We start from the raw sequence: 15,011 nt of genomic DNA on the forward strand, positions 1-15,011 counted from the left end.
CGCATGTCGTGCGAATTGTGCACCTGCGCTTGTTTCGTGCACCTTTCGTCTGCGACAATGTGCGGGGGACGTTGGTGTTTCGCCATGTCATACATGGGCCGACCCTCGTACCCACAATGTTGGTGGGACAGGGCGGTCTTTTTTATTACCTCTCCTCAGACGACCTTTTCCCATAAAGGAGTGCCAGACAGATATGCATGAAGTCGTAGCCGTTCTTGATTTCGGAGGACAGTACAATCAGCTGATTGCGCGACGCATTCGCGAACTGGGAGTCTATTCGGAACTGTTGCCATACAACACTCCCGCCGACGAGTTGCGCAAGAAACCACTGAAAGGTGTTGTGTTTTCAGGCGGTCCTAAAAGTGTGTTTGCCGAAGGATCACCAACGGTCGATCCGGCCATCTTCGAACTCGGTGTACCCATCCTTGGCATTTGTTACGGCATGCAACTCATAGCAAAGCTCTTTCACGCGGACGTCGCACGGGGAGCCGTGCGCGAGTACGGGCGAGCGCATATTGACGTTGCAGCGGATGCATCGCCGGTGTTTGCGAATTTGCCGCAGCGACAACAGGTGTGGATGAGCCACAGCGACGTCGTGACGGGTGTGCCAGCCGGGTTTAGGCTCGATGCGAAGACTGACTCGGGCGCGATTGCGGCGATGAGTGCACCGGAACGTTCGCTTTATGCGGTGCAATACCATCCGGAAGTGCAACACAGTGAGTACGGCACGGAGATGCTTCGCAATTTCCTATTTGAAATCTGCGGCTGCCATGGCGATTGGACGATGGACAATCTGATTGAAGAATCGGTGGCCAAAATCCGCGAGCAGGTCGGGAACAAGCGGGTACTCGTTGCCCTGTCCGGCGGTGTCGATTCTTCGGTCGCAGCCGCCCTCGTGCACCGCGCCATCGGCAATCAACTGACAGCGATGTTTGTCGATCACGGCCTTCTGCGCAAGGGAGAGAGCGACAGCGTGATGGCGACGCTCGGCGGGCAGCTGGGCATTGACGTCGTGCGTGTCGACGCACGTGATCGCTTCCTTGGCAAGTTGGCGGGGGTTGAGGACCCGGAGCGCAAGCGCAAGATCATCGGCGAGGAGTTTATCCGTGTGTTTGAGGCAGAGTCGGAGCGCTTAGGGCCTTTCGATTTTCTTGTGCAGGGCACACTGTATACCGACATTGTCGAGAGTGGTACGCATACGGCGGCAACCATCAAGTCTCATCACAATGTCGGCGGTCTGCCAGAAGATGTGCGGTTTCAAATCGTCGAGCCGCTCAAAGAGTTATTTAAAGATGAAGTCAGACGTCTCGGCGAACAACTTGGATTGCCCTCCGAACTGGTGTGGCGCCAACCGTTCCCAGGCCCGGGTTTGGCGATCCGCGTGATTGGCGAAGTGACGGAGGACAAGCTTGCCATTGTGCGTGAATCGGACGCGATTTTGCGTGACGAGGTGGCGAATGCAGGGCTTGCTCGTGAGATCTGGCAGTACTTCACTGTTCTGACGAGCAACCGCACGGTCGGTGTGATGGGTGATGAGCGCACATATGCTCACACGTTGGCCATCCGTGCCGTGGTTTCGCAAGAGGGCATGACGGCTGACTTCGCACGCGTACCGTGGGAAGTCTTGGCTCGAATTTCGACGCGCATCGTCAATGAAGTGCCTGGTGTGAATCGCGTCGTCTACGATATCACGTCGAAGCCGCCAGCGACCATTGAATGGGAGTAAATGAAGTTGCGATCCGAACGTTCGATTTGTTTTCAAATTTAACGTTCGGACGCAGGCGGATTCGTGTTACGATAGAGACAGCAAAGACGAGGGGGAAGATGGCGTGATCGATCGGTACAGTCGCCCTGAAATGGCGGAACTGTGGACGTTGGAAGCGCGCATGAAGTGGTGGCTGGAGGTGGAGATCCTCGCCGTGGAGGCGTGGTCCGAACTCGGTGTCATTCCAGCTGAAGACGCACGCAAAATTCGTGAGCATGCGCGGTTTGATGTCGATCGCGTGCTCGAAATCGAACGTGAGACGCGGCACGACGTCGTGGCTTTTACACGCGCTGTCTCGGAGTCGCTCGGCGAGGAACGCAAGTGGGTCCATTATGGATTGACCTCGACTGATGTCGTGGACACCGCACTATCTGCGCAGCTACGCAAGCCGATGGCCATCATTCGCGAGGATCTCGAGGCCCTGTTGAGCACGTTGGAGGCATTGGCCAAACGCCACCGCACGACGGTCATGATGGGTCGCACGCACGGTGTTCATGCGGAGCCAACGACATTTGGGCTGAAATGCGCACTTTGGTATGCCGAGATCGAACGCGATCTGGAGCGTTTTGACGCTGCGTGCGAGCGTCTGCGCTACGGCAAGATCTCGGGGGCCGTCGGCACGTATGCGAATGTCGATCCGCAGGTTGAGGAGAAAGTTTGCGCTCGCCTAGGGCTCAAACCAGCGCCCATCAGCACGCAGACCCTGCAGCGGGATCGGCACGCGGAGTTTCTTTTTACGATTGCACTCATCGGTACAACGTTGGACAAGATTGCGACGGAAATTCGCGGCTTGCAAAAGTCAGAGGTACGCGAGGTCGAAGAGCCGTTTTATAAAGGGCAGAAAGGCTCATCGGCCATGCCGCACAAACGCAACCCAGTTTCTTGCGAGCAAATCTCCGGTCTCGCCCGCGTGTTGCGCGGCTATGTGATTCCTGCGCTGGAAGACGTGCCGCTCTGGCATGAGCGCGACATCAGCCACTCTTCCGTTGAGCGCGTCGTTCTGCCTGACGCGACGATTCTCATTGATTACCTACTGAATCGCATGAACCGTATCCTGAGCGATTTGCACGTCTATCCCGAAAACATGCGCCGCAACATGGAGCGCACGCACGGTCTTGTGTTCTCACAACGCGTTTTGACGACGTTGATTGACAAAGGCATGTCGCGCGAAGCGGCCTACGATACGGTGCAGCCGCTCGCGATGCAGGCTTGGGAAGAAAGTCGGTCGTTTAAGGATTTGGTACTTGCTTCAGAACCGATTCGCGCTGTCCTCTCTCAGGATGACATCGAGGCTTGTTTCGATCCCGCTTGGCACATCAAACACGTCGATACGATTTTCCATCGCTTTGGCTGGTGATTTCACCAGCCAAGCTATTTGAATGCGAAAGGGTGCTCGCAATGGCGGCAGAGATGCTGTATGAGGGCAAAGCAAAAAAAGTGTTCGCAACGGATCAACCAGGGTTGGTCAAAGTTTATTACAAAGACGATGCGACCGCGTTTAATGGCCAAAAGCGTGGGCAGATAGAGGGCAAGGGAGCCATCAATAATCAGATGAGCAATCTGTTGTTTCAATATCTCGCCGAACATGGCGTACCGACGCATTTCGTCGAACAGGTGTCGGAGCGAGAAACCATTGTTCGCAAAGTCGACATTCTTCCGCTTGAGGTAGTCGTTCGCAACATTGTCGCCGGCAGTTTTGCGAAGCGGCTCGGGATCGCGGAAGGGACCGTATTGCCACGGCCGCTTGTCGAATTCTATTACAAGAACGACGAATTGGGCGATCCTTTGCTCACGGATGACCAGGCTCTGGTACTTAATTTGGCTTCCGAACGAGACCTGGGTGAGCTGCGCACGCGGGCGCTCGAAATCAACCGCTTGCTGCGGGAACGTTTTGCGGCGTGCGGACTGGAACTGGTCGATTTCAAAATCGAGTTTGGGCGCTTGCCGTCAGGCGAGATCGTCCTGGCTGACGAAATCTCGCCGGACACATGCCGCTTGTGGGACAAAGAGACGCATCAAAAATTGGACAAGGACAGATTCCGCCAAGATCTTGGCGGTGTCGAGGACGCGTACCAGGAAGTGTGGCGGCGCATTAAAGGAGGCCTATCAGCGTGAAGACGTTTGACGTGGAAGTTCGAGTATGGCTTAAGCCGTCTGTGTTCGATCCGCAGGGCCACGCGGTTGAGCAGGCGCTGCACACGCTCGGTTTTGACGGCGCGCAAAACGTGCGCATCGGCAAGTATATGCATTTGACGGTAACGGGCGAAAGCGAAGAAGAGGCGCGCAAGTCGGTGGAGCAAATGTGCGAGCGCGTACTGTCGAATCCAGTTATGGAGACGTACGCGTATGAGCTGAAGGAGACGGGCGTATGAAGTGGGCGGTCGTAGTCTTTCCCGGATCGAATTGCGACGAAGATGCGGCACAGGCCGTGCGCGAGGCGACTGGGGATGCGGTCGATCTCGTTTGGCACGATGCAACGGATTTGTCTGCTTATGACGCGATCATTTTGCCGGGAGGTTTCTCATACGGCGATTATTTACGCAGCGGGGCCATCGCGCGCTTTTCACCAGCGGTGGAGGCGGTGCGGCGAGAAGTGGCAGAGGGCAAGCTCGTGCTCGGGATTTGTAATGGATTTCAGGTTTTGACCGAATCACATCTGTTGCCTGGAGCACTTTTGCGCAACAACCATTTGCAGTTTCGCTGCGAGATGGTGGAACTCATCGTCGACAACAATACAAGTCCTTTCACGCGTGCGTACCAACTTGGGGAACGCATCCAAATTCCCATCGCACACGGAGAAGGCAGGTTTCATGCAGATCCGGAAACGGTCGCTGGCCTTCGCAACGAAGGGCGGATCGCGTTTCGCTATGCGGACAGTCCCAATGGATCGGTGGCTGATATCGCCGGGATTCTTGGTGAAGGCGGCAACGTACTAGGACTCATGCCGCACCCCGAACGCGCGATTTTCGATTGGATGGGTTCTGTGGACGGTCGGCGGTTGTTTCAATCGATGCACCAATATGTCGAGGAGGGCTTAGCACATGCGCGAGCCAACGCCTGAACAGATCCGTGACGAACGCGTATACCGCTCGCTCGGTCTGACCGATGCGGAATACGACTTGGTCGTGGAAAAACTCGGACGCTTGCCAAATTACGTGGAGGCCGGAATCTTCGGCGTGCTTTGGTCGGAGCATTGCAGCTATAAAAGTTCCAAGGTTCACCTGCGGCGGTTCCCCACAAGCGGACCGCAGGTGCTGCAGGGCCCCGGCGAGAACGCGGGTGTGGTCGATATCGGCGACGGCATGGCAGTGGCATTCAAGATGGAAAGCCATAATCACCCCTCGGCGGTCGAACCGTACCAGGGAGCGGCCACCGGTGTCGGTGGTATCCTGCGCGATATCTTCACGATGGGTGCGCGCCCTGTGGCGTTTCTCGACAGCTTGCGCTTCGGCCCACTCGACGATGCGCGCACGCGCTACTTGTTCAGTGAAGTGGTCGCAGGGATCGGCGGTTATGGCAATTGTGTCGGCATTCCAACGGTTGGCGGAGAGGTTCAGTTTAGTCCGACCTATCGCGGCAATCCACTGGTCAATGCGATGTGTGTCGGGATTTTGCCCGCGGACGGCATTGTTCGCGGTACGGCTACAGGCGTTGGCAATCCCGTTTTTGTTGTCGGTGCCCGCACGGGTCGGGACGGCATTCACGGAGCGACATTTGCATCGGCTGAAGATCCAGAGGAGAAGGAGCGCTCCGCCGTTCAGGTGGGAGATCCGTTCCTTGGGAAACTGCTGATGGAAGCGTGTCTCGAACTCATTGCGTCGGGTGCTGTCGTTGGGATTCAGGATATGGGTGCAGCAGGACTGACGTCGTCTTCGGCGGAAATGGCTAGCCGCGCAGGTGGCGGCCTTGAATTGGTGTTGGATCGCGTGCCTGTGCGCGAAGAGGGCATGACGCCGTACGAAATGATGTTGTCGGAATCGCAGGAGCGCATGCTCGTGGTTCTGGAACGTGGACGCGAACAGGTGGCGTTCGATATCTTTCAGCGCTACGGGCTGGAGGTGGCTGATGTTGGTCGCGTGACAGACGATGGACGGTTGCGGCTGATTTGGCACGGCGAAGTGGTCGGGGATATGCCGGTCGTTGCGCTCGTCGACGAGGCGCCGGTTTATGAGCGGCCAATTGGGCCTGACATCACGGTGGAGAGCGCGTCGATTCCGACGTCCTTGTCTGCACACGAGGCGTGGCTGGCGATACTTGCCCACCCGAGCGTCGCGGACAAGCGCTGGGTGTACAGGCAATATGACACGATGGTGCGTGCGCAGACTGTCATGGGCCCCGGTAGCGACGCGGCTCTCGTCAAGGTGCCAGGGATGGACAAGGCCATCGCGATGGCGACGGACGGCAATTCGCGCTATGTTGCGCTCAATCCGCGGCGGGGCGGCCAAATTGCCGTTGCGGAGGCTGTGCGCAACCTGGCGACGACTGGCGCCAAACCGCTTGCGATTACGAATTGTTTAAACTTCGGAAATCCCGAAAAGCCCGAAGTCATGCGGCAGTTGAGTGACGCGATCGACGGCATGGCCGATGCCTGCAAGGTGCTCGACACGCCTGTGGTCAGTGGCAATGTTTCGCTGTACAACGAATCGCGCGGCCTCGACATCCAGCCGACGCCGGTTGTCGGCGCGGTCGGCGTGATCGACGGCATCGCAAAGCGGTTGCCGAGTGCGCCAGCGCGCGAAGTAGCGGCGGGCCTCGAACTGTGGTTGCTTGGCCGCGAAGACGACCGTCTTGACGGCACGCTGTACGGGGAATTGGTATGCGGCCAGCCAGTGGGAGATGCGCCGTATATCGATCTCGCTGAGGAACGCCGGTTGCACGAGTTGTTGCAGGCGATTGCTGGCGCGCAGGTTGCGGTGGCAGCACATGACGTGACCGAAGGTGGCATTGCGGCTGCCGTTGCCGAAATGATGATTCAATGCGATGTCGGTGGCGAGATTCACGCGCCGGTTGAGATGGAACTGTTGGGTTGGCTGTTCTCAGAGGCCCAAGGGCGCGCGCTGGTCGCCGTGGAGAAGGATTGTGCAGCAGAACTGGCGCGGTTGGCCGATACACATGCGGTACCTGCGCGCAAGCTCGGCTCGCTTGGTGCCACAGATGATGTCGTCGTCCGGCAGGCCGGCGACACCGCCTTTACGATCTCGCTCACCGCATTGCGGGACGCCTTCGAGCGTGCCATTCCGATGGCGTTGCAGTCGGCTGCGGCAGGCGCGAGCGCGTAACAGAGAGAGCTGGAAGGGGAGACAAGGCGTGGACGAGTGGCATAACATGCAAGCGGCCTATAGCGATGTGGACGATAGACCGCATGAGGAATGTGGCGTATTTGGTATCTACGGACACGAACAGGCAGTCGCACTGACCTATTACGGTTTGGTGGCCTTGCAGCACCGCGGCCAAGAGGCGGCTGGTATCACATCGACCGACGGATCGCACATGTTCAGCCACAAGGGGCTTGGGCTCTTAACGGACGTATTTAAGTCGGGCGAGTTGGAACAACTCAAGGGACACGCTGCCATCGGACATGTGCGCTATTCCACGGCGGGATCGAACACGATTCAGAACGCGCAGCCCATCGCTTTGTCGACACATGCGCGCAACTTCGCCATTGCGCACAACGGCAATCTGGTCAATGCACGCTGGTTGCGGATTCAGCTTGAGCAAGAAGGAAGCTTGTTTCAAACGACGGCTGACACTGAGGTCATCGCGCATTTGATCGCGAAGGCGGGCGTCGACGATTTGACGGAGGCGGTCAGCTTGGCGGCCAATCGGATCGAAGGGGGCTTTGCGTTTCTCATCTTGAGCGACGACGAGTTGATTGCCCTGCGCGATCCGCTTGGGCTACGACCGATGGTGCTTGGTAAACTCGGTGACGCGTACATCGTCGCTTCGGAATCGTGTGCACTCGAGACGGTGGGCGCGACGTTGCTACGCGATATTGAGCCGGGGGAACTCGTCCGCATCACGCGGGAAGGCTTAACCTCGACGCGGTTTGCAGAACGTCGTCAACGTCGTATGTGCACCTTTGAACATGTGTATTTTGCGCGCCCTGACAGCGATGTCGACGGATGGAACGTACACAGCGTCCGCAAGCGTCTCGGCAAGCTCTTAGCGGAGCGGCATCCAGCGGACGGCGACATTGTCATTGGCGTGCCGGATTCGAGCGTGTCGGCGGCCGCGGGTTATGCGGAAGCGAGCCGACTGCCGCTTGAAATGGGACTGATTAAAAATAAGTATATCGCAAGAACATTCATTCAGCCTTCCCAAGCCTTGCGCGACACGGGGGTGCGTCTGAAATTGAATGCGGTTCGCTCCATTGTGGAAGGCAAGCGCGTCGTTCTGATTGACGACTCCATTGTACGCGGGACGACTTCGCGGCGGATCGTCCGCTTGTTGCGCGGGGCCGGGGCGACTCAGGTGCATGTGCGCATTTCGAGTCCGCCGTACGTCAGCCCGTGCCACTATGGCATCGATACCGCCAAAGAAGACGAACTGATTGCGGCGCAGCATTCCATCGAGGAAATTCGCAATCTGATCGAAGCGGACAGTTTGGAATTTCTGACGGTCGACGAATTGATGGCTGGATTCAACTTTGCACCGGGCGATCCGGTTCCGTTCTGTAACGCCTGCTTCACGCGTCGGTATCCGACGGAACTGGTGGATCAGGGGTTAAATGAAGAGATCGAGCCGATTCGCATAGGGGGTTGAATTGGTGGACGCATACAAACAAGCGGGCGTCGACATCGCGGCAGGCAACGAAGCTGCTCGACGTTACAAAGGTTTAGCCAAACGCACCACGCGATCCGAGGTTATCGGTCAAATTGGTGGGTTTGCGAGCGGGTTTGCGCTCGATCTCGCGCGCTATCCGGAACCCATCCTCGTCTCCGGTACGGACGGCGTCGGCACAAAATTGAAGGTGGCAATCGCGGCGGATCGGCACGACACGATTGGGATCGACTGCGTGGCGATGTGCGTCAACGACATTCTGACTGTTGGCGCGGAGCCGCTGTATTTTCTGGATTATCTTGCGGTCGGAAAGCTTGAGGTCGATGTCGCTGAACGCATTGTTGCAGGCATCGCCGATGGCTGCCAGGCGGCTGGTATGGCTCTTGTAGGCGGAGAGACGGCTGAAATGCCAGGCATGTATGCGGATGGCGACTACGATGTGGCTGGCTTCGCGGTCGGGGTGGTCAACCGCCCGGATATGATCACCGGTGAAAAGGTGCATGTTGGCGACGTCGTGCTGGGGCTTGCGTCCAATGGCATTCATTCAAACGGCTATTCTCTCGTGCGCAAGCTGGTTGAGCGAGCGGGGCTTAAGCTTTCCGACACGTTTCCCGGAATGGCCGAAACCGTCGCAGACGTCCTGCTTAAACCGACGCGGATCTACGTGCAAAGTGTCCGCTCGCTGCTCGCGGCAGGCGTGCCTGTGCACGCCATGGCGCATATTACGGGCGGGGGCATCGTCGAAAATGTGCCACGCGTGCTGCCAGGTGGCGTACAGGCGCGGATCGATCGCGCGGCGTGGCCGTTGCCCGCCGAGTTTTCGTGGCTTATGCAGGCAGGCGACGTGCCGTTTCAGGAAGCCGCTCGCATTTGGAACCTTGGCATTGGCTATGTGCTCGTCGTGCCAGCCGATGCGGCGGCTGCGGCAGCAGATTGCCTGACGGCGGCAGGGGAGACAGTGTTCCGCATCGGCGTGATCGAGCAGGGCGACGCAGGCGTTTTGTGGGCGTAAACCAGGGAACTCGCGCGGCAAGCGGGTGACATCGTATAGAGAAAAGTGACTACACACGGCTAGGGAGATGGAAAACGTGACAAAGCTCGCGCTGGTCAGCGTTTACGACAAGGAAGGTATCGTTCCATTCTGTGAAGGGCTTGTCCGACTGGGCTATCAGATCATCTCGACAGGTGGAACGGCCAAGCTACTTGCCGAACATGGCATTGCCGTCAAGCCGATTGATGAACATACGGGTTTCCCCGAGATGCTCGATGGGCGCGTGAAGACTTTGCATCCCAAAGTGCATGGAGGGCTTCTTGCACGTCGCGACAACCAGGAGCACATGCGGGCGGTACAGGTTCACGGGATTGAGCTCATCGATCTCGTCGTCGTCAATCTTTATCCATTTCAGCAAACCATCGCGCGCCCGGATGTGACGGATGAGTTGGCGATCGAGATGATCGATATCGGCGGTCCGGCTATGTTGCGCAGTGCGGCGAAGAATCACGAGTTTGTGCTACCGGTTATCGATCCTGCCGACTATGATCGGGTCCTGACCGCTTTGCAGCAAAATGAAGTGACGCCCGGCCTGCGGCGCGAATTAGCTGCCAAGGTGTTTGCGGTCACCGCTCGTTACGACGCGTTGGTCGCCGATTACCTGGCGGGGAAGACGAAAGCGGCGGCGCACGAGGTGCCAGCGCAAGTCAATGGCGCGCGCGAGTGGCCCGGCATGGTGCACATCACCGGCGTCTCCAAGATGGCTTTGCGCTATGGTGAAAATCCGCATCAGGTGGCGCACTTTTATATGGAGCCAGGGGCGACGGCGGCGACCATCGCGCGCGCCGAGCAGCTTCAGGGGAAGGAACTGTCGTACAACAACATTCAGGATGCCGACGCGGCACTTAACATTTTGCGGGCGTTTGACGACTTCGAGCAGCCTGTTGCGGTGGCTGTCAAACACATGAATCCATGCGGCATCGGACGCGGCGAAACCATCGCGGAAGCGTTTGGGCGCGCGTATGAGGCCGATCCTGTTTCGATTTTCGGCGGGATCGTGGCTTTGAATCGGCCCGTCGACGGAGCCCTCGCGGAAAAGCTCGCCAACCTGTTTCTCGAAATCGTGATCGCTCCCGCGTTCTTGGACGAGGCGCGATCCGTTCTTGCAAAGAAAAAAAACCTGCGCCTTCTCATCGTCGACATGCAGCAACCCCTGTGGACACCGGATGCGCTCACTTGGAAGCGAGTTTCGGGCGGTTTCCTCATACAGGCGGTCGATCAGGGGGCACCCGTACAAACGGCCAATTGGCAAGTCGTGACCGCTCGTCAACCAAGCGCCGAGGAATATGAAGCCCTGCGCTTTGCTTGGAAGACCGTGCAATTCGTCAAGTCCAATGCCATCGTACTCGCCACGACCAACATGACGCTCGGGGTCGGGGCAGGTCAGATGAATCGCGTAGGGGCGGCGGAGATCGCCATTGCGCAGGCCGGCGTGCGAGCCAACGGCAGCGTGTTGGCGTCTGATGCATTTTTCCCGATGCGCGACACGGTAGACGCGGCGGCAAAGGCGGGCGTTACGGCCATCGTCCAACCCGGCGGATCGATCCGCGACGCAGAGAGCATTGATGCCGCAAACGAATACGGTATCGCCATGGTGTTCACCGGCGAACGGCACTTCTTGCACTGATGACAGAGGGAGGAACGAAGATGTGGTCACAACAGCGGCCGCCGCGGATCGCGGTCGTGGGGCAGGGCGCACGTGAACACGCGATTGTCTGGAAGCTTGCACAAAGTCCGCGGCGCCCTGAGCTTTTTGCGCTACCAGGCAATCCAGGCATGGAGGGCCTGGCGGCGTGTGTCGCCACTACTCTCGGAGACTTGGATGCGATAGTCCAGTTTGCTCGTGACGAACAGATCGATCTCGTCGTTGTAGGGCCAGAGCAGCCACTTGCCGACGGCTTGGTGGACAAACTCGCCGCCGCGGGTATTCCGGCGTTCGGGCCGCTGCAAGCCGCCGCACAGTTAGAAGCATCGAAGGCGTTCTCAAAGCGGTTGATGCAGGAGGCAGGCGTGCCGACAGCGCGGTTTGCGACATTTACGGACGTCGAACAAGCGCTGAGTTACTTGCGCACGCAACCTGTTCCCGTTGTCGTCAAGGCGGATGGGCTTGCCGCTGGCAAAGGCGTCGTCGTCGCACAGACGTTGGCAGATGCCGAGGCGGCAGTGCGCGACATGCTTGAGGGCAACCGGTTTGGAACGTCTGGGCATCGCGTCGTGATCGAGGAATACATGCAGGGTGAGGAAGTATCGTGCATGTACTTGGTCGATGCGCACACGGTGGTCCCGATGGTTCCGGCACGCGATTTTAAACGGTTGCGCGATGGCGACGAGGGGCCGAACACAGGCGGCATGGGAGCATTCGCGCCGGTACCAGCCGTGACGAGCGACGTGATCGAGCGTGTTACAAAGTCCATCGTTGCACCCGCAGTGCGACAATTGGCTGCGCAAGGCATCACCTACCGCGGTGTCCTCTATGCAGGACTAATGTTGACAGATGAGGGACCAAAGGTCGTCGAATTCAACGCCCGTTTTGGCGATCCTGAGACAGAAGTGGTCCTGCCTTTGTTAGCAAGTGATCTGTTTGACATCATGTGGGCAGTTGCGCACGACGAGCTGCGACCTGAGCTTGTCGCTTGGCGCGATGCGGCGTCGGTTTGCGTCGTGCTGGCCGGCGCGGAATATCCAGCAAAGTCTGACGTGGGTACGCCAATTTCGTTGCCAGGAGAGTTGCCGAAAGAAGTGACCGCCTTTCATGCGGGCACGCGGCGCGGGCAGTCTGGCGGCGTTGAGACGGCTGGGGGCCGTGTACTGACGGTGAGCGCCGTCGATCGCGACGTACCTGCGGCAATTGATCGCGTCTATAGCGCGATCGCGGGCATTCACTTTGCTGGAGCGCAGTATCGCCGCGACATCGCACATAATTGGCAGCGCTAACCACGTTACGCTATCATACGTTCAGGCGAGAAACCGGGGGATGCCCCGGTTTTTTCGCAGGGAGGTATGGTTCGCGTGTATGCTGTTTTCATGTTGTTGGCCGCCTCGGCGTATGGCCTCGTATCGCCCATTCTGCGTCTTGCCTATGGTGCGGGACTGAGTGCCGCCGCGACGACCGACGGGCAATATGCCGTTGCAGCGGTTGTGCTGTGGATATTCGCGCTGTTTCGCCACAAGGGTAAGCGCATTAACCGCGTCCAGTGGCTGCTTATCGTCGCGATCGGACTCATGAATGCGTTGTTTTCGTACGCCTACTATCGGGCGCTGACCGTTCTCCCAGCCTCGCTTGGCGTCGTTTTTATGTTTCAGTTTGTTTGGATGACGATGTTCATCGATATTCTCGTCAAGCGCCGCTTACCTGGACGTTGGAAGTGGATTGGCCTCGTACTGATCTTACTTGGTACCTACTTGGCAGTCGGAGCATCACCAGGTGCTTGGCGCGCCATGCCACTGTGGGCCGTAGGACTCGGACTGGTTTCTGCTTTGGCCTATGCCATAAGTTTATATATCAGTGGGTATAACGATCCGGATGTCTCGCCCCAGCTTCGTGCAGCCCTGGTCATTACCGCCGCATGGATCGCTGTTTCTATCCCGTTCCCACCAAGCCTGTTATGGCACAGCTTTCGATTGCATCCTTTGCCGACGCTGTACTGGGGGTTTTGGATTGCGCTGTTGAGTCAAATCCTACCGACTTTATTGAGCCTTATCGCTATTCCGCACATAGGTGGACGCATGGCTGGCGTCTTAGGTACGATGGAACTGCCAGTTGCTGTTTTCGGGGCCTGGTTAATTAATGGGGATGTCGTCGGCCCGTTACGCTGGTTTGGAGTAGTAATGATTCTTGGGGGTATCGTGGTCAGTGAAGCGGTTGGGCGCAAGGGCGAGTCGTTGTAGGTTTGTTCCGGCAAGCGGACGTTTTCCTAAACCGCGTCGTCATCTACAGGGAGGTTCAGGCGGGAACAGTGGCTCGGTCGGACAAGGTGACGTCATGACCCTATGCGTTGCGTTGTTGCGAGGTATCCTCGTTGCATGAGCCACTGACCGATGAACCGATGGCGACATTAAGCCGCTTCACTTCGGAAACAAAACAATGCTAAATTCGAAATCGAGAGATTTATTTGTTATTCCGGATAGGCATAAGGAATTCCAGGCTTGTGAATCACCTTATGAAATCGGAGATACCTTCAACCCTGTGCAATCGGAATACCATCGTCAAAGTGAATGCTTTCGTAAACGCTATAATAAGGTGAGACCGTAGATAGCCCACGGTAAGCACCTTCGACATTACATAACTGTTTATGAGACGACCTGGGCTCAAATCCTTTTTCATGTTCGAAGACTTTTGTAGCACAAGGCCTCGTGAATCTGCAAAGGCTGATGAAAGTCGGGTCGGGACAAATCAATGGAAAGCAAGGTGTTTCATACATGTCCTATTCGTTCTCGGGCATTGATCATGTGCAACTGGCTGCACCAAAGGGATCAGAAAATGAAGCCCGCAAGTTTTTTGGCGACATTTTGGGTATGGCGGAGATCCCCAAACCAGCCAACCTTGCGACGCGCGGAGGCGTTTGGTTCCAAGCTGGCATTCATCAGTTGCACATTGGTATTCAAGACGACTTTGTTCCGGCAAAAAAGGCGCATCCGGCCTTCCACGTCAAAAACCTTGAGGCCCTCCGCGAACGGCTCGTCAAACACGGAGTTCAAGTTAAGGAAGATGAGCCGCTCGAGGGCGCAAACCGTTTCTATGTAGATGATCCATTCGGCAATCGCTTGGAGTTTCTTGAGTGGATCGACCGGTAAGGAACAGGTACAAAGGGCTGTCTCATAAGGGGTAAAAATGCGTTTGGGACGGTTCTCTTTTATGTATCGAGTATAGATATTCGTTAAGGTGGAAGACGAGAACAAGTTCTTCTCAACTCTGAATTTCTCGTTCATGTCATGCATGACGTCCTTTTAGCTTGACACAGGCGGCGAAGGGTGTTACTATGCTTTTCGCCGCTGTGATGGCGGCGCTCATCTTGCCAAACTACGCGTTGTGGGGTTCCTCAAAGATGAGTTGGGTCACCAACATCTTCTAGTGGACAACCAACGTCCTGCGTAGTATAGTAGTCGATGCCGCTTGGGACGGCGCCCTACGGCAACGCCCGGTGGCCAGTCGGTGAAGATGCTGAGCTCGCCAGTGAGTGAGTGATGCAAAACTTACCGGTTGACGATGAAGTGTGAGATGTGATATATTGATTGGGCTGCCTCGAACGGCAGCGTCGCTCCTTGAAAACTAAACACACATCACGCCAGTTCATCTGTCTCGCGTATGCGGGATAGTGAGATTTCATTGAGAGTTTGATCCTGGCTCAGGACGAACGCTGGCGGCGTGCCTAATACATGCAAGTCGTGCGGACATCTTCGGATGTCAGCGGCGGA

Annotated in this window: 12 protein-coding genes and 1 rRNA gene; all 13 read left to right on the forward strand. The window is 57.3% G+C overall.

What is annotated here, in order from left to right:
- Positions 1 to 193: 193 nt before the first annotated feature.
- Positions 194 to 1,726 (forward strand): glutamine-hydrolyzing GMP synthase, encoded by a 1,533-nt coding sequence (guaA, locus tag QMF38_RS11260; RefSeq protein WP_058094252.1) that lies wholly within the window; start codon positions 194 to 196, stop codon positions 1,724 to 1,726.
- Positions 1,727 to 1,829: 103 nt separating this feature from the next.
- Positions 1,830 to 3,122, forward strand: coding sequence for an adenylosuccinate lyase (gene purB, locus QMF38_RS11265; protein WP_281759469.1), 1,293 nt, complete (start codon positions 1,830 to 1,832; stop codon positions 3,120 to 3,122).
- Positions 3,123 to 3,163: 41 nt separating this feature from the next.
- Positions 3,164 to 3,880, forward strand: a complete 717-nt coding sequence (gene purC, locus QMF38_RS11270; RefSeq protein ID WP_058094250.1) for a phosphoribosylaminoimidazolesuccinocarboxamide synthase — start codon at positions 3,164 to 3,166, stop codon at positions 3,878 to 3,880.
- Positions 3,877 to 4,137 (forward strand): phosphoribosylformylglycinamidine synthase subunit PurS, encoded by a 261-nt coding sequence (gene purS / locus QMF38_RS11275; RefSeq protein ID WP_058094249.1) that lies wholly within the window; start codon positions 3,877 to 3,879, stop codon positions 4,135 to 4,137. Before purC ends, purS begins: the two co-directional genes overlap by 4 nt.
- Positions 4,134 to 4,826 (forward strand): phosphoribosylformylglycinamidine synthase subunit PurQ, encoded by a 693-nt coding sequence (purQ, locus tag QMF38_RS11280; protein WP_058094248.1) that lies wholly within the window; start codon positions 4,134 to 4,136, stop codon positions 4,824 to 4,826. Before purS ends, purQ begins: the two co-directional genes overlap by 4 nt.
- Positions 4,807 to 7,044: a phosphoribosylformylglycinamidine synthase subunit PurL gene (gene purL, locus QMF38_RS11285; protein ID WP_058094247.1), complete on the forward strand. Its 2,238-nt coding sequence runs from the start codon at positions 4,807 to 4,809 to the stop codon at positions 7,042 to 7,044. The genes purQ and purL overlap by 20 nt, the downstream gene beginning before the upstream one ends.
- A 46-nt stretch (positions 7,045 to 7,090) precedes the next feature.
- Positions 7,091 to 8,527, forward strand: coding sequence for an amidophosphoribosyltransferase (gene purF / locus QMF38_RS11290; protein ID WP_058094366.1), 1,437 nt, complete (start codon positions 7,091 to 7,093; stop codon positions 8,525 to 8,527).
- Between the two features lies 1 nt (position 8,528).
- A complete protein-coding gene (purM, locus tag QMF38_RS11295) occupies positions 8,529 to 9,557 on the forward strand; it encodes a phosphoribosylformylglycinamidine cyclo-ligase (protein WP_281759470.1) in 1,029 nt (342 codons plus the stop codon).
- A 67-nt stretch (positions 9,558 to 9,624) separates the two neighbouring features.
- Positions 9,625 to 11,223, forward strand: a complete 1,599-nt coding sequence (purH, locus tag QMF38_RS11300) for a bifunctional phosphoribosylaminoimidazolecarboxamide formyltransferase/IMP cyclohydrolase (protein WP_058094245.1) — start codon at positions 9,625 to 9,627, stop codon at positions 11,221 to 11,223.
- 20 nt (positions 11,224 to 11,243) lie between these two features.
- Positions 11,244 to 12,530: a phosphoribosylamine--glycine ligase gene (purD, locus tag QMF38_RS11305; RefSeq protein WP_058094244.1), complete on the forward strand. Its 1,287-nt coding sequence runs from the start codon at positions 11,244 to 11,246 to the stop codon at positions 12,528 to 12,530.
- Positions 12,531 to 12,596: 66 nt separating this feature from the next.
- The gene (locus QMF38_RS11310) at positions 12,597 to 13,484 is read left to right on the forward strand and encodes an EamA family transporter (RefSeq protein WP_281759471.1); all 888 of its coding nucleotides are present in this window, start codon (positions 12,597 to 12,599) and stop codon (positions 13,482 to 13,484) included.
- A 531-nt stretch (positions 13,485 to 14,015) separates the two neighbouring features.
- Positions 14,016 to 14,390 carry a VOC family protein gene (locus QMF38_RS11315; RefSeq protein ID WP_281759472.1) on the forward strand — a complete coding sequence of 125 codons (375 nt, stop codon included), beginning with the start codon at positions 14,016 to 14,018 and terminating at the stop codon, positions 14,388 to 14,390.
- Between the two features lie 528 nt (positions 14,391 to 14,918).
- A 16S ribosomal RNA gene (locus tag QMF38_RS11320) occupies positions 14,919 to 15,011 on the forward strand; the annotation flags it as partial.

Origin of the sequence: Alicyclobacillus hesperidum subsp. aegles (genome assembly GCF_027923525.1) — a bacterium.
Classification (GTDB): domain Bacteria; phylum Bacillota; class Bacilli; order Alicyclobacillales; family Alicyclobacillaceae; genus Alicyclobacillus; species Alicyclobacillus aegles.